This is a genomic window from Kitasatospora sp. NPDC043949 (assembly GCF_056435365.1).
Window position 1 is genome coordinate 204196 of the sequence record NZ_JBWKEQ010000002.1, and the last position, 18274, is coordinate 222469.

17 protein-coding genes and 1 riboswitch are annotated in these 18274 nt (G+C 72.3%); of the genes, 7 read left to right on the plus strand and 10 right to left on the minus strand.

Annotated features, from left to right (window positions below; translation table 11 throughout):
- The first annotated feature begins 20 nt into the window (after positions 1-20).
- From pucL to AC07AL_RS03085, 3 genes are all read left to right on the plus strand, one after another.
- The gene (pucL, locus tag AC07AL_RS03075) at positions 21-941 is read left to right on the plus strand and encodes a factor-independent urate hydroxylase (protein WP_400805009.1); all 921 of its coding nucleotides are present in this window, start codon (positions 21-23) and stop codon (positions 939-941) included.
- Between the two features lie 274 nt (positions 942-1215).
- Positions 1216-2679 (plus strand): nucleobase:cation symporter-2 family protein, encoded by a 1464-nt coding sequence (locus AC07AL_RS03080; RefSeq protein ID WP_478316599.1) that lies wholly within the window; start codon positions 1216-1218, stop codon positions 2677-2679.
- A gap of 68 nt (positions 2680-2747) precedes the next feature.
- On the plus strand, positions 2748-4133 hold the full coding sequence (locus tag AC07AL_RS03085; RefSeq protein ID WP_478316601.1) for an 8-oxoguanine deaminase: 1386 nt from the start codon (positions 2748-2750) through the stop codon (positions 4131-4133).
- A gap of 287 nt (positions 4134-4420) precedes the next feature.
- Here AC07AL_RS03085 and AC07AL_RS03090 read toward each other — a convergent pair whose 3' ends face one another.
- Positions 4421-4807: an allophanate hydrolase-related protein gene (locus AC07AL_RS03090; protein ID WP_363579264.1), complete on the minus strand. Its 387-nt coding sequence runs from the start codon at positions 4805-4807 to the stop codon at positions 4421-4423.
- Between the two features lie 156 nt (positions 4808-4963).
- Positions 4964-6616, minus strand: coding sequence for a malate synthase A (aceB, locus tag AC07AL_RS03095; RefSeq protein WP_363579266.1), 1653 nt, complete (start codon positions 6614-6616; stop codon positions 4964-4966).
- Positions 6617-6804: 188 nt separating this feature from the next.
- Between aceB and AC07AL_RS03100 the strand changes: the two genes are divergently transcribed.
- Entirely contained in the window at positions 6805-7602 is a 798-nt protein-coding gene (locus tag AC07AL_RS03100; RefSeq protein ID WP_363579268.1) for an IclR family transcriptional regulator, read from the plus strand.
- Between the two features lie 334 nt (positions 7603-7936).
- The gene (locus AC07AL_RS03105; RefSeq protein ID WP_478316604.1) at positions 7937-8422 is read left to right on the plus strand and encodes a hypothetical protein; all 486 of its coding nucleotides are present in this window, start codon (positions 7937-7939) and stop codon (positions 8420-8422) included.
- A gap of 19 nt (positions 8423-8441) precedes the next feature.
- Here the strand turns inward: AC07AL_RS03105 and AC07AL_RS03110 are convergent, their stop codons facing one another.
- Positions 8442-9788 carry a glycoside hydrolase family 16 protein gene (locus AC07AL_RS03110; protein WP_478316606.1) on the minus strand — a complete coding sequence of 449 codons (1347 nt, stop codon included), beginning with the start codon at positions 9786-9788 and terminating at the stop codon, positions 8442-8444.
- Positions 9789-9790: 2 nt separating this feature from the next.
- Positions 9791-9957: riboswitch (cyclic di-AMP (ydaO/yuaA leader) on the minus strand.
- Between the two features lie 250 nt (positions 9958-10207).
- Positions 10208-11545 carry an esterase/lipase family protein gene (locus tag AC07AL_RS03115; RefSeq protein ID WP_478316607.1) on the minus strand — a complete coding sequence of 446 codons (1338 nt, stop codon included), beginning with the start codon at positions 11543-11545 and terminating at the stop codon, positions 10208-10210.
- 230 nt (positions 11546-11775) lie between these two features.
- Between AC07AL_RS03115 and AC07AL_RS03120 the strand changes: the two genes are divergently transcribed.
- The gene (locus AC07AL_RS03120) at positions 11776-12105 is read left to right on the plus strand and encodes a MoaF-related domain-containing protein (protein ID WP_063349998.1); all 330 of its coding nucleotides are present in this window, start codon (positions 11776-11778) and stop codon (positions 12103-12105) included.
- 80 nt (positions 12106-12185) lie between these two features.
- On the opposite strand, the gene AC07AL_RS03125 is transcribed toward AC07AL_RS03120, so the two are convergent.
- The gene (locus AC07AL_RS03125; RefSeq protein WP_363616739.1) at positions 12186-13328 is read right to left on the minus strand and encodes an alpha/beta hydrolase; all 1143 of its coding nucleotides are present in this window, start codon (positions 13326-13328) and stop codon (positions 12186-12188) included.
- A 194-nt stretch (positions 13329-13522) separates the two neighbouring features.
- Positions 13523-14167, minus strand: a complete 645-nt coding sequence (locus AC07AL_RS03130) for a TetR family transcriptional regulator (RefSeq protein WP_363579277.1) — start codon at positions 14165-14167, stop codon at positions 13523-13525.
- A gap of 142 nt (positions 14168-14309) precedes the next feature.
- Here AC07AL_RS03130 and AC07AL_RS03135 point away from each other — a divergent pair, with 142 nt between their 5' ends.
- Positions 14310-15074 carry an SDR family NAD(P)-dependent oxidoreductase gene (locus tag AC07AL_RS03135; RefSeq protein ID WP_478316609.1) on the plus strand — a complete coding sequence of 255 codons (765 nt, stop codon included), beginning with the start codon at positions 14310-14312 and terminating at the stop codon, positions 15072-15074.
- 286 nt (positions 15075-15360) lie between these two features.
- Here the strand turns inward: AC07AL_RS03135 and AC07AL_RS03140 are convergent, their stop codons facing one another.
- The 4 genes from AC07AL_RS03140 to AC07AL_RS03155 all read right to left on the minus strand — a co-directional run bounded on the left by AC07AL_RS03140 (position 15361) and on the right by AC07AL_RS03155 (position 18162).
- Positions 15361-15888: an N-acetyltransferase family protein gene (locus AC07AL_RS03140; protein ID WP_478316611.1), complete on the minus strand. Its 528-nt coding sequence runs from the start codon at positions 15886-15888 to the stop codon at positions 15361-15363.
- Between the two features lie 95 nt (positions 15889-15983).
- Positions 15984-16976 carry a phosphotriesterase family protein gene (locus AC07AL_RS03145; RefSeq protein WP_363579283.1) on the minus strand — a complete coding sequence of 331 codons (993 nt, stop codon included), beginning with the start codon at positions 16974-16976 and terminating at the stop codon, positions 15984-15986.
- Positions 16973-17512, minus strand: coding sequence for a carboxymuconolactone decarboxylase family protein (locus AC07AL_RS03150; protein WP_478316613.1), 540 nt, complete (start codon positions 17510-17512; stop codon positions 16973-16975). The genes AC07AL_RS03145 and AC07AL_RS03150 overlap by 4 nt, the downstream gene beginning before the upstream one ends.
- Positions 17513-17529: 17 nt before the next feature.
- Positions 17530-18162, minus strand: a complete 633-nt coding sequence (locus AC07AL_RS03155) for a DUF4865 family protein (RefSeq protein WP_478316693.1) — start codon at positions 18160-18162, stop codon at positions 17530-17532.
- Positions 18163-18274: the final 112 nt, after the last annotated feature.

The window sequence follows — 18274 nt, forward strand, 5'->3', positions numbered from 1 at the left end:
GAAGCCCTAGGAGCCACGTCATGGCCCACGTGCTCGGTCAGAACCAGTACGGCAAGGCGGAGAACCGCATCGTGCGGGTCTACCGCGACTCCACCCGGCACGAGATCAAGGACCTGAACGTCTCGGTCTCCCTCCGGGGCGAGTTCGAGGACGTCCACCTCACCGGGTCGAACGCCAACTGCCTCCCCACCGACACCACCAAGAACACCGTGTACGCCTTCGCCAAGGAGCACGGGATCGAGTCGGCCGAGGCCTTCGGCATCATCCTGGCCCGCCACTTCGTCGACGACACCGAGCGCGGCGTCGTGCACAGCGCCCGGATCCGGATCGAGGAGTACGCCTGGGACCGGATCAAGACGCCGGACAACTCGGCCCGCTTCATCGGCTCGGAGGAGGTCGGCCACTCCTTCGTCCGCAACGGCCAGGAGACCCGCACCGCCGAGATCGTCTACGACGGCGAGACCGTCCAGGTCATCTCCGGCCTCAAGGACCTCGTCGTCATGAACTCCACCAACTCGGAGTTCTGGGGCTACATCAAGGACAAGTACACCACCCTGCAAGAGGCGTACGACCGCATCCTCGCCACCCAGGTCACCGCCCGCTGGAAGTACGGCTACGACGGCCGGGACGGCGAGGCCCAGCCCAACTGGAACCGCTCCTACACCCACGTGCGGCGGCACCTGCTGGAGGCCTTCGCCGAGACCTACTCCTACTCGCTGCAGCAGACCCTGCACTCGATGGGCACCCGGGTCCTCAACAACCGCGCCGAGGTGGACGAAGTCCGCCTGGAGCTGCCCAACAAGCACCACTTCCTCGTCGACCTGGAGCCCTTCGGCCTCAAGAACGACAACGAGGTCTACTACGCCGCCGACCGGATGTACGGCCTCATCGAGGGCACCGTGCACCGCGAGGGCGTCGTCCCGGTCATCCCCGTCGCCTGACCGCCCCACCCCAATGGGCACCGCCCGGAGTCGCCGCACCCGCCGGCCCCCGAACGCCGGCCGCGTCCGGGCGGACAGCAGTACCCGCACCACCAGCACCATCGGTTCCACCAGTTTCTCCACCCCCACCCACCGGAGTTCGTGTCTGCCTCGCGGCGGCCGGCCCGGGGCACTGGAGAAGCGCCCCGAGGGACTCCTGCACCGCCGTCCCGCCCTCGGGGCACCTCCAGCGCCGCGGGCGCGCCGGGAGTCACGGGCACAAGAGGGGCTCGACATGGCACCCAGCGACACCAGCAGTAAAGACGGCGGTTCCACCCCGGAAAGAACCTCTGGCCCGGACGGCACGTCGGCGCACCTCCCCGGTGAGCCGTCCGGGCCCGGAACCCACCCCGTGGACGAGTTGCTGCCCCCGGTGAAGCTCTTCTCCACCGGACTCCAGCACGTCGCCGCGATGTACGCGGGGGTCGTCGCACCCCCGCTCATCGTCGGCGCCGGCGTCGGGCTCTCCCCCGCCGAACTCGCCCTGCTCATCTCGGCCAGCCTGTTCACCGCCGGACTGGCCACCCTGCTCCAGACCCTCGGCATCTGGAAGATCGGCGCGCGACTGCCGTTCGTCAACGGCGTCTCCTTCGCGGGAGTCGCGCCCATGATCGCCATAGCCAAGGAGCACAGCCCGAAGGACGCCCTCCCGGTGATCTTCGGAGCGGTGATCGTCGCGGGGATCCTGTGCTTCCTCGCGGCACCGTACTTCTGCAAGCTCATCCGGTTCTTCCCCCCGGTCGTGCAGGGCACCGTGATCACCCTCATCGGGGTGTCCCTGCTTCCGGTGGCGGTCAACTGGGCGCGCGGCGGCTCGCCGGGCGCCCCCGGATACGGCTCCATGCGGGCCGTCGGGCTCGCCGCGATCACCCTCGTCGCGGTGGTGCTCTGCAACCGGCTGCTGCGCGGCTTCTGGCAGCAGCTCTCGTTGCTCATCGGCCTGGCGCTCGGCACCCTGATCGCCTTCCCGCTGGGCCTGGCCGACTTCGGCGCGGTCAAGGACGCGAAGGTCTTCGCGCTCCCCTCCCCGTTCCACTTCGGCGCGCCCGTCTTCGACGCCGCCGCGATCGTCTCGATGTGCATCGTCATGGTGGTCGCCATGACCGAGTCCACCGCCGACATGCTCGCCCTGGGCAAGATCGTCGAGCGCGAGGCCGACGAACCCACGCTCGCCGCCGGCCTGCGGGCCGACGGACTGGCCACCGCGCTCAGCCCCGTCTTCAACGGCTTCGCCGCCAGCGCCTTCGCCCAGAACATCGGGCTGGTGGCGCTGACCAAGATCCGCAGCCGCTTCGTGGTCGCGGCCGGCGGCGGCATCCTGATCCTGCTCGGGCTCTTCCCCGTGCTCGGGTCGCTCGTCTCCCTGGTACCGCAGCCCGTCCTGGGCGGCGCCGGGATCGTGCTCTTCGGCACCGTCGCGGCGAGTGGCATCCGCACCCTCGCGGAGGCTGGGATGGAGTCCAGCTCGAACACCATCCTGGTGTCCGTGTCGCTCGGCGTCGGCATCATCCCCATCGCGGTGCCGACCTTCTACGACTCCTTCCCGGAGGCCGTCCGGACCCTGATGCACTCCGGGATCTCGGTCGGCTGCGTGATGGCCGTCCTGCTCAACCTGCTCTTCCACCACGTCGGAGCCGCCCGCCGGACCAGATCCGGCAAGACCTCCGGCGCGACGGTGCCGACGGCGACACCGTCCTGACCGGCCCGGGAGGGGCGCACGCCGCGCGGCGAACGCCCCTCCCGGCCCTCCCCCATAGGAGTGACACCATGGCAGTCCAGCCCCCACCCGCCGACCAGCGGATCGTCATCGAGAACGTCGCGATCGCCACCGTCGACGCCGACGACACCGAGTACGCCCGCGGCCACGTGGTCGTCCTCGGCAGCACGATCGAGTCGGTCGGCGACGGACCCGCCCCGCAGTGGCTGGACAACGTGGTGCGCCGGATCAACGGCGAGGGCCACCTGATCACCCCCGGCCTGGTCAACACCCACCACCACTTCTACCAGTGGATCACCCGCGGCCTCGCCCAGGACGACATCCTCTTCGACTGGCTCGTCGCCCTCTACCCGACCTGGGCCCGGATCGACGAGAAGCTCGTCCACGCCGCCAGCCAGGGCTCCGCCGCCGCCCTCCTCAAGTCCGGCTGCACCACCGCCTCCGACCACCACTACGTCTTCCCCAAGGACGGCGGCGACGTCCTCGGCGCCTCCATCGAGGCCGTCCGGGAACTCGGCCTGCGGTTCACGGCGCTGCGCGGCTCCATGGACCGCGGCAAGAAGGACGGCGGCCTCCCGCCGGACCACGCGGTCGAGGAGCTCGACGACATCCTCACCGCCTCCGAGGCCGCCGTGGACACCTACCACGACTCCTCCTTCGGCTCGATGCTGCACATCGCCATCGCGCCCTGCTCGCCGTTCTCGGTCTCCACCGACCTGCTCCGCCAGTCCGCCGAACTCGCCCGCCGCAAGGGCGTCCGGCTGCACACCCACGGCTCGGAGACCGCCGAGGAGGAGCAGTTCTGCAAGGAACTGTTCGGCATGGGCCCGACCGACTACTTCGAGTCCGTCGGCTGGCTCGGCGAGGACGTCTGGATGGCGCACTGCGTCCACATGAACGACTCCGACATCGCCAAGTTCGCCGAGACCGGCACCGGCGTGGCCCACTGCCCCTCCTCCAACGCCCGGCTGGCCGCCGGGATCGCCCGCGTCCCCGACATGCTCAGGGCCGGCGTCCCGGTCGGCCTCGGCGTCGACGGCACCGCCTCCAACGAGTCCGGCGAACTCGGCACCGAGCTGCGCAACGCCCTGCTGATCAACCGTCTGCACGGGTCCCCGGCCGCCCTCACCGGCCGCCAGGCGCTGCGGCTGGGCACCATGGGCGGCGCCCGGGTGCTCGGCCGCCAGGACGAGATCGGCTCGATCGAGGTCGGCAAGCTCGCCGACCTCGCGCTGTGGAAGATCGACGGTGTCCTGCACTCCTCCATCGCCGACCCGGTCGCCGCCCTCACCTTCGGCGCCCTGCCGCCGCTGGCCGTGCTGTTCGTCAACGGCAACGCCGTCGTCGAGAAGGGCCAGCTGACCACCGTCGACGAGGACCGGATCGCCCGCGCCTGCGCCCGCGCCGCCAAGGAGCTCGCCGCCCGGCCGCTCTGACGCCCCGCTCCTCCTCCACCCCTGAACTCCGGGCCGCCCAGGGACGGTGCGTGACCCGGACTCCGCAACCCGGCCTTCCCGGCCGGCGCGCGGACCGCAGCCCCGGGCCCACGGCGAGGGTCCGGGGCTGCGGCGTGCCCGGGGGCGGGTGACGAGTGACGGATAACAGCGAACAGATGACAGCTGACGAAAGTTGTCATCTGTTATCTGTTCGCTGAAATCTGTTCGCCGTGATTCGCTTGCTGTGATCCGTTCGCCGTGGTGCGTCCGCCGCTACGCGCCCGGTCTCAGGCGGTGCGCCCGAGCGAGCCGAGGTAGGCGCGCCAGCCCCCGTGGTGGGTGATCTCGCGGTGCACCCCCCGCTCCACCTCGCCGCGGGCGAGCAGCATCGACAGGCAGGCGGAGCCGTCGTCGAGCTTGATGACGCCGAGCTCCAACTCCCGCGGCTCGCCGGGGAGGATGACGTCGCGCAGGTGCTCCAGGGTGATCTCGTAGAGCTCGCCCTCGATGGCGGTGTCGACCGCCGGATCGGCGAGCAGGCCCGGGCAGACGTCGTCGATCGAGAAGAAGCGGTAGCCGGGGGCCGTCCGGGCCGGGCCGACCAGCGAGTCGGCGACCTTGGCGTGGAACGGTCCGCCGACCATGGCCTGGCCGTTGAAGAAGATGCGGGGCACGGTTGAACTCCTTACCGGGTACCGGGAAAAAGCCGTTCCGCACGGCGACGAGAGGACAGGTGGAATCGTCGCCGTACGGAACGGAGCAATGGGCCGGCGGGACCGCTACAGCCTGGCAGGCGGCAGCGGCGGCGCCGGCGGCGGATGGATTGGGACTCAGCCCAGCAGGGGAAGCGCGGGGAGGGTCAGGAAGTCCGCGAACTCCTCGGCCAGGGCGACCTGTTCGAAGAGCTGGGCGGCCTCGCGCCAGCGGCCGCCGGCGTACGCGTCCGCACCCAGCTCGGCCAGGAGTTCGGCCAACTCCGCGGCGACCAGGGCGCGGACGAGGTCCGCGGTGGCCTTCTCACCGGTGTCGGACAGGACGACGCCGTTGTGGATCCACTGCCAGATCTGCGAGCGGGAGATCTCCGCGGTGGCGGCGTCCTCCATCATGTTGAAGATGCCGACCGCACCGAGGCCGCGCAGCCAGGCCTCGATGTAGCGGATGCCGACCTGGACGGCGTTGTGCAGCCCCGCGTGGGTGCAGCTGCCGTCGGCGCCGGCGATGTCGAGCAGCTGGGTCGCGGTGACCGGCTCGGAGGGCCCGGGGTGGTCCTTCTGGTGGGGGCGCTCGCCGAGCACCGCGTCGAAGGAGGCGCGGGCGACCGGCACCAGGTCCGGGTGGGCGACCCAGGAGCCGTCGAAGCCGTTGCCGGCCTCGCGATCCTTGTCCGCCTTGACCTTCTCCAGGGCGGCGGCGTTGACCTCCGGGTCCCTGCGGCTGGGGATGAACGCGGCCATGCCGCCGATCGCGTGGGCGCCGCGCTTGTGGCAGGTCTGCACCAGCAGGCGGGTGTAGGCGGCCATGAACGGCGAGGCCATGGTGACGCTGTTGCGGTCCGGCAGGACGTACTGCTCGCCGGCGTCGCGGAAGTTCTTGACGATCGAGAACAGGTAGTCCCAGCGCCCGGCGTTGAGGCCGGCCGCGTGGTCGCGCAGCTCGTAGAGGATCTCGTCCATCTCGAACGCGGCGGTGATGGTCTCGATCAGCACGGTGGCGCGGACGGTGCCGTGCGGGATGCCGAGCGCGGCCTGGGCGTGGGTGAACACGTCGTTCCAGAGCCGGGCTTCGAGGTGGCTCTCGGTCTTCGGCAGGTAGAAGTACGGGCCGGAGTTGGGGTCCTCGGCGCCCTTGGCGAGCAGCCGGGCGGCGTTGTGGAAGAAGTACAGGCCGAAGTCGAGGAAGGCTCCGGCGACCGGGGCGCCGTCGACGAGCAGGTGGTTCTCGTCCAGGTGCCAGCCGCGCGGGCGGACCACGACGGTGGCGAGTTCGGCGGCGGGCTTGAGGGCGTACGCCTTTCCGGCGGAGGTGGTGAAGTCGATCCGGCCCTCGAAGGCGTCGATCAGGTTGATCTGGCCGCTGACCACGTTCTCCCAGGTCGGGGAGGTGGCGTCCTCGAAGTCGGCGAGCCAGATCCGCGCGCCGGAGTTGAGGGCGTTGATGACCATCTTGCGGTCGGTGGGACCGGTGATCTCGACCCGGCGGTCCTGGAGCGCGCGGGGCGCCTCGGCGACCTTCCAGTCGGCGGCCCGGACGTCGGCGGTGTCGGGGAGGAAGTCCAGCGTGCCGGCTCTGGCGATCTCCGCCCGGCGGGCCTTCCGCCCGGCCAGGAGCTCCTGTCGGCGCCCTTCGAAAGCGCGATGGAGGCCGACGACGAAGGCGACCGCCTCCGGAGTGAGCACCTCCTCCGCCCGGTGAACGCGCGGACCGGCGACAGTGACGACCGGAGCAGCGGGGGAGGCGCCGACGGGTCCCTGTTCTGTAGCCATGGGCAGGACACTCCTAAGCGGTTGAGCCTGGCGAAGGGAGCTCCGGTGGGAACTTCCTTGATCGGAACCCACCTGTCGGCGGGTTCGATTCTGTAAGGTGGAGACTAGTTTCCGCGATACAGAATTTCAACGGTTTGTTGATGTGATCGCCGGGACTCTACTCCTCCCCGACAGCGAAGGGAACGCCGGTGGTTTCGACCCCCGACACAGCATCGACGACCAGCCCGGACCGCGCGACCGGCGGCGTGCAGTCCGTCGAGCGCGCCTTCCAACTCCTGGAGGCGCTGGCCGACTCCGGCGGCGTGGCCACCCTCAGCGAGCTCTCCGCCAGCTCCGGCCTGCCGATGCCGACCATCCACCGCCTGGTTCGTACCCTCGTCCAGCAGGGCTATGTACGCCAGGACACCGCGCGTCGCTACACCCTCGGCCCCCGGCTGATCCGCCTCGGCGAGACGGCCGGCCGGCTGCTCGGCAGCTGGGCCCGCCCCTACCTGGCCGAACTCATGGAGGCCACCGGCGAGACCGCCAACCTGGCGGTGCTGGAGGGCGGCGAGGTGGTGTACGTCGGGCAGGTGCAGTCGCGGCGCTCGATGCGGATGTTCACCGAGGTCGGCCGACGGGTGCAGCCGCACTGCACGGGCGTCGGCAAGGCGCTGCTGGCCCAGCTCCCCGAGGACGAGGCGCGCGCCGTCCTGGGCCCCAACCCGCTGCCCGCGCACACCGAGTACACCGTCACCGACCCGCAGGAGCTGCTGCACCAGCTCGCCGAGGCGCGCGAGCGCGGCTACGTGGTCGACGACCAGGAGCAGGAGATCGGCGTCCGCTGCATCGCGCTCGCCGTACCGGGCGCGCCGACGCCCACCGCCCTGTCGGTGTCCGGCCCGGAGGCCCGCATCCGGGCCCTGGAGGAGCAGGCCGGCACGTCCTCGCTGGTGCCGGTGATGCACCACATCGCGACCCGGCTGGGGCAGGTCCTCGCACCCTGACCCGTCGCCACCGCCCGCTTCACGCACGGGAAGTCGATCCGGTCGACTTCCCGTACGTACGCTCCCCCGTTCGGGCGGACGCCGAGCGGGTTGCACCGGCCCCCGGCGCAGGCTCCGCCACCCTGGTGCGGACGCGGCCCGCAGCGGCGCGGGCGGCCGGGGCCCCGGGACAGGGTGGACGACGATGACGTACAGGCGTTCGACAATGCGAGGCGGGTCCGGGCAGGGCGGGTCCGGGCGGGGCGGGTCCGGGCGGGGCGGGTCCGGGCAGGCCAGCAGGCTCTGCGGATTCCGCGCGGCCTCGCTCGTCGCCGCGATGGCGGCCGGCTGTTCGGTGGCGACGCTGACCGCCGGCCCGTCCTGGGCGCTGCGGCGGCCCGAGCCCCGGCCGGCGGTGGACACGGCAGCCCCCACGGCGTCCCGCTCCGATCTGGAGGTGGTCCGGCTCGACCCGGACGCCGCCCCGCCCGGCGGCACCACCACCGTCCACGCCTTCATCGCCAACCGCGGCCCGGACACCACCGCCGCACCGTTCACCGTGCTGGTGACGCTGCCTCCCGGGGTCTCCCCAGTGGGCCCGTACTTCCCCGAGGACTGCGAGGTGCGGCTCAACGGCCGACAGGTGCGCTGTGTCTTCCCGGCCGGACTGCCCCCGCTGCGCAGCGCGACCGCGCTGGTACCGGTGCGCCTCTCCCCGGACCTGCGGATCGGCAAGCTCACCGGCGGCTCGGTCGCGGTGCGCGGCGTGGACGACCCGGACGAGGGGAACAACCGGCAGCCGTTCGACATCACGGTGGTCGAGACGGCTCCCGGTTCCTGACCCGGAAGCCCCGAAGGCCCTACCGGTACACGCGGACGTAGTCGGCGGCGAAGGTGATCGGGGCGGTGCCCTGCGGCGCCGGGTGGTACTTCCCCGCGCCGACCGACAGGTTGAGGATCAGGTACGCCGACCAGTTGGCGCCGACGCCCTTGCCGTCCGAGAACACCTTGGCGCCGTTGACGTACCAGTCCACCGAGGTGGCGCCGTAATAGGTGCCGATGGTCACCCACTGGTCCTTCGCGACGGCGCCGGCGTCGGTGTAGTACTTGGGGTTGCCGGGGTTGACGTGGTTGGTCAGCTCCAGCAGGTTCGGGTTGTCGGGGTGGTACTCGAAGGAGTCGACCTCCCCGTTGCCGTTCTTCCAGGTCCAGAAGGCCGGCCAGGCGCCGGAGCCGGACGGCAGCTTGACCCGGGTCTCGGCGTAGTCGCCGGTCCTGACCTGGAAGCCCTCGCTGGAGCCCTCGGTGGTCAGGAAGCCGGTGTTCCAGGCCTGCTTGCCGTTCTCCAGCGTGGTGGTGCCGGGCGCGGCGGTGAAGGTGGCGACCCCGTTGGCGACGCTGACGTTGTTCTTGTTCAGCAGGTCGAGCTTGTTGTCGTCCGGGTTGTGGTTGCCGTACTTGTACGCGGTGCTCTTGTCGCCGACCCAGCGCGAGCCCCAGCTGATCGGGCCGTTGAACTCGTCGGACCAGGTCAGCGACTTGCCGGCGACCGGGGATGCGGGGGTGCCGGCCGACGGGCTGGCGGTGGCGCTCGGGCTGCTCGGGCTGCTCGGGCTGCTCGGGCTGCTCGTCGGGGTCGGCTTCGCGGTGGGGGTCGCCGTCGGGGTCGGGGTCGCCGTCGGGGTCGGGGCGGGAGTCGGCTTCGTGGTGGGCGTCGGGGTCGGGGGCGGAGTCGGCGCCGGAGTGCTGGAGACCACCAGTTGCTGCGAGGCCAGGTTGTGCCAGGTCCCGCCGAGGTCCTGCCAGAAGCCGAACTGGGTGTACGTCCCGGCCGGCAGGGCGCGTGCGCCGCTGGTGAAGGACAGGCCGCTCGGGCAGATCTGCACATTGGAGGCGTTGCCCGGGAAGTCGAGGTTCGCACCGGCCGCGTTCCGGACGCCCACGCCGACGGTCTTCGCGGTGAAGCAGGCCGAGGAGTGGAGGGTCAGCGAGGCGGTGGCGGCCTGGTTGGCGACCATGGTCGCCGGGGCGAGCCGGTCCTGGGTGACGGTCGGGGCGGTGGCGGCCTGGGCGCCGGAGACGGCCGGCAGGCCGAGCAGTCCGGCGCCGGTGACGGCGAGCGCTCCGGTGACGGCGAGGGTGGCGTTGCGGCCCCGGCGGGAGGGGCGGGCGTGGCGCGGCGCGCGGCGCCGGGCAGGCTGGTGCATGGCAGTGTCCTCTGCGACGCCTGCGAGGTGAGCTGTCGGATTCGGGCGGAGGCAGCCCGGCCGCCGGTGGAAGCGGCTTCACCCCTAGCCACGGCCCGCACGCGGGAGCGTACGGGCCGGGCGCTGACCTTGGTTCCCCCGCTCCCGTCCGCTGTGGTGCTCGGTTGCCGGCCGGCGGGTGGACAGGACTCGGCGTCCCGGCGGCGGGGGTCCGCGAGGGCGGACGACGGTTGCAGGCTAGGCGGGCCGTCCGTGAACGGACAACCTGCTCGGGCCGGTTGTCGCACAGGTCACAGCGGTGTCGATCAACGACGCTGCGTGGTGGATCAGTTGGGACGGATCAGCGGAGCCGTCGAGCTGCCGAACGACGAATCGGCGAATCGGCGGGTCACGGGTCCACGGGTCCACGGGTCCACGGGTCAAGCGAGCCAGTTGTCGACCTGGCTCTCGGCCTCCGGCGCCCAGGCGAGTTCCAGGTGGTTGAGGCCGGTGAGCAGCCGGGTGCCGCCGATCGTCGCGATGCCGGTGGTGTCCAGGGCGCTCGCGGTGAACACGATGCCGTCGCTGGGCCCCCGGTTCTCGTTGAGCACGCCCGGGATGTCGGCGGACCCGCCCGCGAGCAGATAGGTGCGCACCGACGCGGGGACGCCCGCCTGTTGCAGCGGCGCGATCAGCGAACCGGCGTCGATCGCCGCCTGGATGCCCTGGCCGGAGGTGTAGAAGCCCTGGCCGCCGTAGTAGGTGGTCCACCAGTCCTGGGCGGTGCCGTCCACCCCGTACCGGCCGTCCCAGCGGGCGAGCAGCTGGCGCTGGCCCGGGTAGCAGTCGTAGCCGCCGGTGGGCAGCACGCCGAGGCAGGGCTGCGCCGTGTAGGTGCCGTAGCAGGTCATGTAGAGGTGCGGGGACGGCGCGTTGGCGGTGCCGCCGCAGGCCGGCCAGCTCGCGAGGTCGAACGACCAGCCGTGCGCGTACACGTAGTCGAGCCCGCCGTTCGGGCCCCCGAGGGTGATCAGGCGGCGCACGTCGCCCGCGTAGGCCCGCCCCCAGGACGGGCGCACCGAGGACACGTACGCCCGGGCGGCGACCTCGCCCTTGCTCCAGGCCACCACGTCCACCTGGGGGACGCCGAGGCGGGCCCGGATCAGCGCGACGGCGTCGCCGACGGCCTGCGCCTGGAGCAGGTTGTCGCCCTGCTTGTGGGCGAAGCCGATGGCGAACACCCGGTGGCCGGTGCCGACGAGGTACTGGGCGAGGCCGGTGGACGGGCAGGCGGAGGCACCGCAGGTGCCGCTCTCCCCCGGGTTCGCCCAGGCGCGGTCGGCGTTGTCGTTGGCGCCGTGGACCAGCAGCACGGGGGTCGGACGGCTGCCGGTGTCCCAGCCGGTCGCCGAGTACAGCAGGAAGCGGCTGGAGGAGGGCTGGCCGGTGCCGCCGAAGTACGTCCGGCGGGCGCCGTCCTGGTCGCCGCGGCCGTCGGCCGGGTACTGCTCGGTACGGAAGCCGGGGGTGGTGTCGAGGTAGCGCTCGACCTTGGCCCAGCCGTTGCCGGGGGCGGGGAAGGCGGCTTCGAGGGCGAGCGGGGCGGTGGCCGCCTGGGCGGCGGTCTGGGCAGTGGCGGTCTGGGCGACGGTGGCCTGGGCGGGAGTGGGGGTGCCGAGGAGCAGCGCGGCGAGGGTGAGCAGGAGGGCGGACAACGCGGTGGGGGTGCGTCTGACGGCGGTGGGGGTGTGCCGCACGGGAGTGGGGGTGCGTCTCATGGGAGTGGGGGTGCGTCTCATGGGGGTGGACGGTAGGACCGGCCGCCGGCGGGCGCCCAGGTGCCCGCCGCACACCGCGCCGGCCTGCGCGGTGGCGGCCGGTGCCGTGGCGCACCGTCCACGGGTGCGCCCACCCGGCTCACCGGGTCGGATAAATTGGAGGTCCGACATCTTCCGCAGTGCACAAGACCGCCGTGCACGGCCCCACAGGAACGAGGTACCGCCCCACCATGACCGCGCCCCTGCCCGCCTTCGCCGGCCGCACCTACCTCTTCCGGGCCGACAACGGCGCGGCCTTCCGCAACACCTACTCGGCCGACGGCAGGCGGCTGCGCTGGGAGGGCCTCGGCGAGTCGGCGGGCCAGTGGGAGGACGTGCGGCTGCACGTCGCCGAGGTGGCGCCGGAGATCTACTTCATCAGCTGGACCGAGGAGAGCGGGATCACCGTCAGCCACGTGATGGACCTCGGCCGGCTGACGGTGCGCGCCTTCTGGACGTACGAGGGCGAGGGCGGCCGGGTCGGCGAGCTGCACACCGGGACGCTGGAGCGGGTGGCCTGAGCCTCACCGCCCCCGCGCCCCCTCGCTGTCCGTCGGCTTACTCAGGCCGTCTGAGCAGACTGCCTGCTCAGACGGTCTGCTCAGGCGGCCTGGTTCGGGACCTTGAGGTGCTGGGACAGCCACTCCAGCGAGGACGGCAGCAGCGCGCTCCAGGTCTCGAAGTTGTGGCCGCCGTTCTCCAACATGCTGTAGGAGACCTTCATCGGGGACTGCACGGCGTCGACGAAGGCCTCGGTGTCGCGCCGGTAGTCGCCGTCGCCCTTCTTGGTGCCGGCCAGCAGCACGGACACCTTGGGCTGCGGCAGGTTCTTCAACCGCCACATCAGGTTGGCCTCGTCACGACGCTGCTTGCTGCCGCCGAACAGGTCGCCCGTGGTCGGGTCGTCGGCGGCGTCGTAGTAGGCGGAGAGCGCGACGGCGGTCGGAAAGACGTCCGGGTGGCGCATGGCCAGCTTGAGGGCGCAGTAGCCGCCGGTCGAGTTGCCCATGAAGGCCCAGGCCTGCGGGTCGGAGGAGACCCGGAAGCTCGCCTGGATCGCTGAGGGGACGTCCTTGGTGAAGTACGTGTCGGACTGCGCGCCGCCCGGGATGTCCTCGCACTCGGTGTCCTGCGGCAGGGCCGGCGAGGGGCGCATCAGCACCATGACGGTCGGCTGCATCTTGCCGTCCTGGAGCAACTTGAGCGCTGCGCCCGGGTAGTTGAACCGGGTGATCAGGTTCTCGGCGATCCCGGGGAAGCCGGTGCTGACGATCACCGCCGGGAACTGCCGCTGCGCGTACTCCGGTTGGAAGTACTGCGGCGGCAGGAAGACGTACCCCTCGGTGGACAGCCGGCTGGCCGCGCCGTCGATCCGCACCTTGCGGATCTCACCGGACTGGCTGGGCTCGCGGCCCATCGCGCCGCCGCCCTTGACGGAGGCGTGGCCGATCGTCTCCACGAGCAGCCGGCCGGACGCGTCCGCCTTGTTGTGGATCACCACCGGGCCGGTGTCACCGGTGCCCAGCAGGTCGTCCCAACTGCTGTAGAAGGCGAAGTAGTTGTTCGCCACCAGGCCGAGCGCGGCCAGCACCGCGAGCTGGGTGGCGAGCAGGGAGCCGATCCGGCCGAGCACCGCCTGCCAGGTCTGCTTGGCGAGTCTTGGCCACAGCCAGACCGTGCCGGCCGTCATCACGACGGCGATCAATACGGCCAGCGCCAACACCTTGTGGCTCGTCAGACCCATGTCCTACTTGCTCCCACGCCTCGAACTCCCCGCCCCCTCCGTCCAGGACATCCGAGGTGGTCACCCCGGTTCCCCCACCGGGGCGCGCGATCACCCACCCTAACGGGGCCGGGGAGGAGGAACAGATGACAGATGACAGCCGACAGATAACAGATAACAGATAACAGATAACGAAATCTGTCAGCTGTTATCTGTCACCTGTTCGCGGCCGGGCGGGCCCAGCCCTCCCGCCCGTAGAGCCGCAGCCCCGCCGTGAGTTCGCGCATGCAGCGCGCACCGAGCTCCCGCGGGGAGCCCGGGCCGGTCGTGGGCGCGTCCGAGGCGGCCCATTCCTCCAGCGCGACCCGGATCGCGGCCGTCGCCGCAGCGGCGGCCAGTCGGATCTCCAGCGGGTCGGTGCCGCCCGGGCAACGCGCCGCGAGGACCGCCCGCAGCCGCTCCTCGGAGTCGGCGTGGACGCGCTGCCACGTGCCGTCGAGGCGCGGGTCGCGCAGCAGGCTTCGCGTCCACTCCATCGCCTCGACCGCCTCCTCGTCGGGCGGGGTCAGCGAGGCGACCGCCGAGCGCTCCAGAGCCTCGCGCAGCGGCAGATCGGCCGGGGTCTCGGCGAGCTGGTCGACCCAGCGACGCCCACCGGCCGCCAGCAGCGGCGCGACGGCGTCCTCCTTGACGGAGAAGTACCGGTAGAAGGTGCGCAGCGAGATGCCGGCCGCGAGGGCGATCTCCTCGGCGGTGGTCGCCTCGGCCCCGCGCTCGGCGAAGAGTGCGGCGGCGGTACGGGCGATGTCCAGCCGGGTGGCGTCGCGGCGGCGTTGATTCAGGGTGGGGCGTCCGGTCACAGGGTCAGCGTACGCGGGCCGGTGCCACTGTGGCGCGTTGCGCCGAAGTGACACCCAGAGGACTTATTGGCACGTTATGCCATTAAGGCGTACCGTGCCTCTTGAGGTCGAGAGGCCACGAACGAACGAACGGAGTACCACCATGGAGCGCTTCAGCGGACGGAACGTCCTGATCACCGGCGGCGGCTCTGGCATCGGCCAGGCCACCGTGCACCGGATCCTCGCCGAGGGAGGGAAGGTCGTCGCCGTCGACGTCGACGAGGACGGCCTGAAGGCGACCCTGGACCGCGCGACCGCCGACGGCACCGCGGACCGCCTGGCCATCCAGGTCCTGGACATCTCGGACGAGGCGGCCGTCGTCACCGGCGTCGCGGCGGCGATCACGGACCTCGGCGGGCTGGACGCCCTGGTCAACGCGGCCGGCATCCTCCGCTCCTCGCACACCCACGAGACCAGCCTGGAGTTCTGGAACAAGCTCCTCGCGGTCAACCTGACCGGCACCTTCCTGATGACCCGCGAGGCGCTCCCCGCGCTGCTCGCGGGCGGCAGGGGCGTGGTGGTCAACTTCAGCTCCACCTCGGCGAGCTTCGCCCACCCCTACATGGCCGCGTACGCCGCGACCAAGGGCGGCATCCAGTCCTTCACCCACGCCATCGCCTCCGAGTACGCGAAGCAGGGCCTGCGTGCGGTCTGCGTCGCGCCGGGCAGCATCGACAGCGGCATGACCCACAACCCCGGGCTGCCCGCCGACGCCGACTTCAGCCTGCTCGCCAAGCTCGCCCCGGCCCTCGGCCAGGGCTTCGCGGGTCCGGAGACGGTGGCCGGGGTGATCGCGATGCTGGCCTCCGACGACGGCGCGTTCGTCACCGGCACCGAGCTCCGCATCGACGGCGGCACTCACATGTGAGCCGCCCGACGGCGGGGCCGGGCTCGTGACGGCCGCCCGGGTCAGCCGAGGCCACCGTTGCGGGCCGCGGCGAGAACGGCGGCGGCGGCTCGGTCGGCGGTGTCGCCGTCCACCCGCTCGGCCGTGATCAGGACCCGGAAGTACAACGGCGCGGCGAGGTTCTTGATGACCTCGGCCGGGTCGGTGCCGGGTGGCAGCTGCTCGCCTTCGGCGCGTTCGCGGCCGTCGAGCGGGTGGCGGGGTGGATCGGCGGGTGACCGGCCCGCCCGGCCGTCAGCTGCAACCGTCAGCGCAGCGGCTTCGCCATCACGAGCTCCCGGGCGACCCCGCCGGCGAGCGGCCCGCCGGGCCCGCCGGGCTCGGTGAGCGCGGTGAGTGCGGTGAGCTCGGTGAAGCCGTGCCGGCGGTAGAGCGTGATCGCGGGTTCGTTGCCGGGGAGCACCGCGAGGCGCAGCGTGCTGCCGCCGGATGCGCGGGCCCAGCGCTCGACCTCCTCCAACAGGCGGTCGGCGACGCCCCTGCCGCGTGCCTCCGGCCCGACCCACACCGAGCGCAACTCCCGTACGCCGCCGGCTCCGGGGAGACCGTCCGCCAGGCCGACGGGCGTGGCGTCCGGACCGTCCGGACCGTCCAGCAGCGCCGCAACGTGGTGGGCGCCCGGAAGGTGCAACCGGGCGCGCCACCGTTCCTCGCCGCCGTGGTGCCAGTCCGCCAGGCGGGCCTTGAAGGCGTGCGGCGCGTCGGAGAGGGCGGCGAGGCGCAGGTCGCGCCAGAGCGGCCAGTCGTCGGTCGTGAGGATGCGCAGGGTCACCATGGCCGTCACGGTAGGGCGTGGGCGGCGGGCCTTCACCGAGGACCCGGGTTCGGCCTGCGGCCGGTCGAGACCGGGGCGGGCCGAGCGGGAACGGTTCAGGGCGTGCGCCACTCGGTGGCGAAGGCGGCGGCCGGGTTGGCGGTGAGGAGGAGGCCGGGCAGTTCGGGGCCGAAGGTGCGGGCGAGCCGTGGGGCGAGGTCGTCGAGCAGTGCGGTCGGGCCGTCGGCCCGACGGGCGGTGCGGGTGGTGGTGTCGGCGCCGAGGAGGAGGCGGGAGGCGTGGCCGGCCTCGACGAGGTCGGCGATGACGTCGAAGGCCTGGTGGTCGGCCGGGTGGCCGGCCCGGGAGGGGCTGTCCAGCGCGAAGTAGACGCCTTCCGCGGCGAGTTCGCGGTGCACCCGCACATCCGGCAGCCGGGTGAGGTGACCGAGGATGATCCGGTGGGGCGGGACGCCGTGTCGAACGTGCAGCCGGTTCAGGACGAGGTGCGGGTCGGCTCGGGGTTCGAGGTGGACGGCGATCGGGGCACCGGTGGCGTGGTGCGCGTCGGCGGCCGCGGCCATCACCCGGCGGGTGTGCGCCGTGATGGCCCCGGGGTCGCAGGCGATCTTGATCAGGCCCGCCCGGACGGCCTCGGGCGACGCGGGTGCTTCGGGGACCTCGGCGGCTACGGGGGCCTCGGCTGCTACGGGCGGTCCAGGCAACTCGGTGGCCGGTTCGGCCGTCAGCCCGGTGGTGAGTTCGGCGGTGAAGCGTTCGGCCAGCCCGTCGTACACGGCAGGGAGGGTGTCCGGGTCGTAGTGGGCCGCCTGGTGCAGGCCGGTGGCGGCGACGACGTGGACTCCGGTCGCACGGGAGAGCTTCGCGAGGGAGTCCGCCCCGCGACCCATGCCGTACGGGGTCCACTGGACGAACGACCGTCCGCCGGCCGCCGCGAAGGCGCGCAGGACACCCTCGGCGGCGGCCGGGTCGTCCAGTTCCTCGCCGGGGAGCAGGGGGCTGCGGATGAAGAGGTGGTCGTGGGAGTCGGTGGCACCGAGTTCCGCGGGGTCGAGGTCGCCGAGAACGGTACGGATCGTGGGGGTCATGCCCGGTCCGCCTCGGTCGGGGTTGCGGGGGTCGGGGATACGGGGGTCGGGGACGTCTCGGTCGGGGATACCTCGGCGAAGGTGTCGGTGGCGACCCGCAGGCCGGCCAGAGCCTTGGGGACGCCGACGTAGGGGGCGAGGTGGACGATGACCTCGGTGATCTCCTCCCTGGTCAGGCCGATCCGCAGACTGTTGCGGACGTGATCGGCGAGCTGCGGCTCCACGCCGCCGAGGGCGGTGAGCGCGGCCAGGTTGGCCACCTGCCGGTCGCGCAGGGCGAGACCGGGGCGCTGGTAGGTGCCGCCGAAGAGACTGGTGACGATCCAGTCGGGGAAACCGGGTGCGAGACCGTCCAGGCCGCCGAGGGTCGCGGCGGCGACCGGGCCGGCGAGGTCGGCGAGCAGGGCGTAGCCGGCTTCGCGGTCGAGCGGCGCGGGGGTCAGGTCGGCCGGTGTCATCGGGGCGGGGGGTGGGACGGCGGGCGCGGTCGCGGGGGTGACGGGGGCGGTCGCGGAGGCGGGCGTGGGGCTGGTCATGGGAGTGGCGAAACCTTTCACCAGTGCCGGCCGCCAGGCAGCCGGTCGAGTTCGGGACGGGACAGGTGCAGCACCTGGTAGCGGCTGCCCGGCACGTCGTCCGGGGCCGGGCCGTGCCAGAGGGCGAAGCGGACCAGTTCCCAGCGGCTCGGGTCCACCGCGACGGCGGCGGTGTGCAGAGCGGGGTGCGCGGGGAACTCGGCGAGGGCCCGTTCGACCGCCTCGGCGGGATCGTCGGACTCGGGGAGCCTGACGGTGTGGCGGGTAGCCGTGGTCGCGGTCGTGGTCACGGTCGTGGTCACGGTCGAGGTCGAGGTCGAGGTCGAGGTCGCCGGAGCATCCGGCACGGCGCCGTGGGCCAGACCGGCGCCGAGCCAGTGACGGACGACCGGGCGGCCGAAGTCGGCGCTCAGGCCGCGGAAGCCCGGTCCCCAGAGGAAGCTGTTCATGCCCTCGACGGTGCGCCAGAGGTAGAACGGCGCGTACTGGTTGACGGGCGACCCGTCGCGGCCCCGCTCACGGACCAGGTACGCCTTGAGCCCGAGGCCCGGGTGCGCGTCGAGCAGATGGCCCTTGTCGGCGACGCGCTTGCGGATGATCCCCAGGTCGTAGTCGGCGGGGAGGGTGATCTCGTACTGCATGGCGTGCACGGCGGGTCTCCTCGGTCGGATCGTCGAGCGGGCGTCGCTCGGCCAGTCGGTCACGCGCTCGGTCACGCGGTCACTCGGTCACTCGGTCAGTCGGTCACGCGGCCGCTCAGCC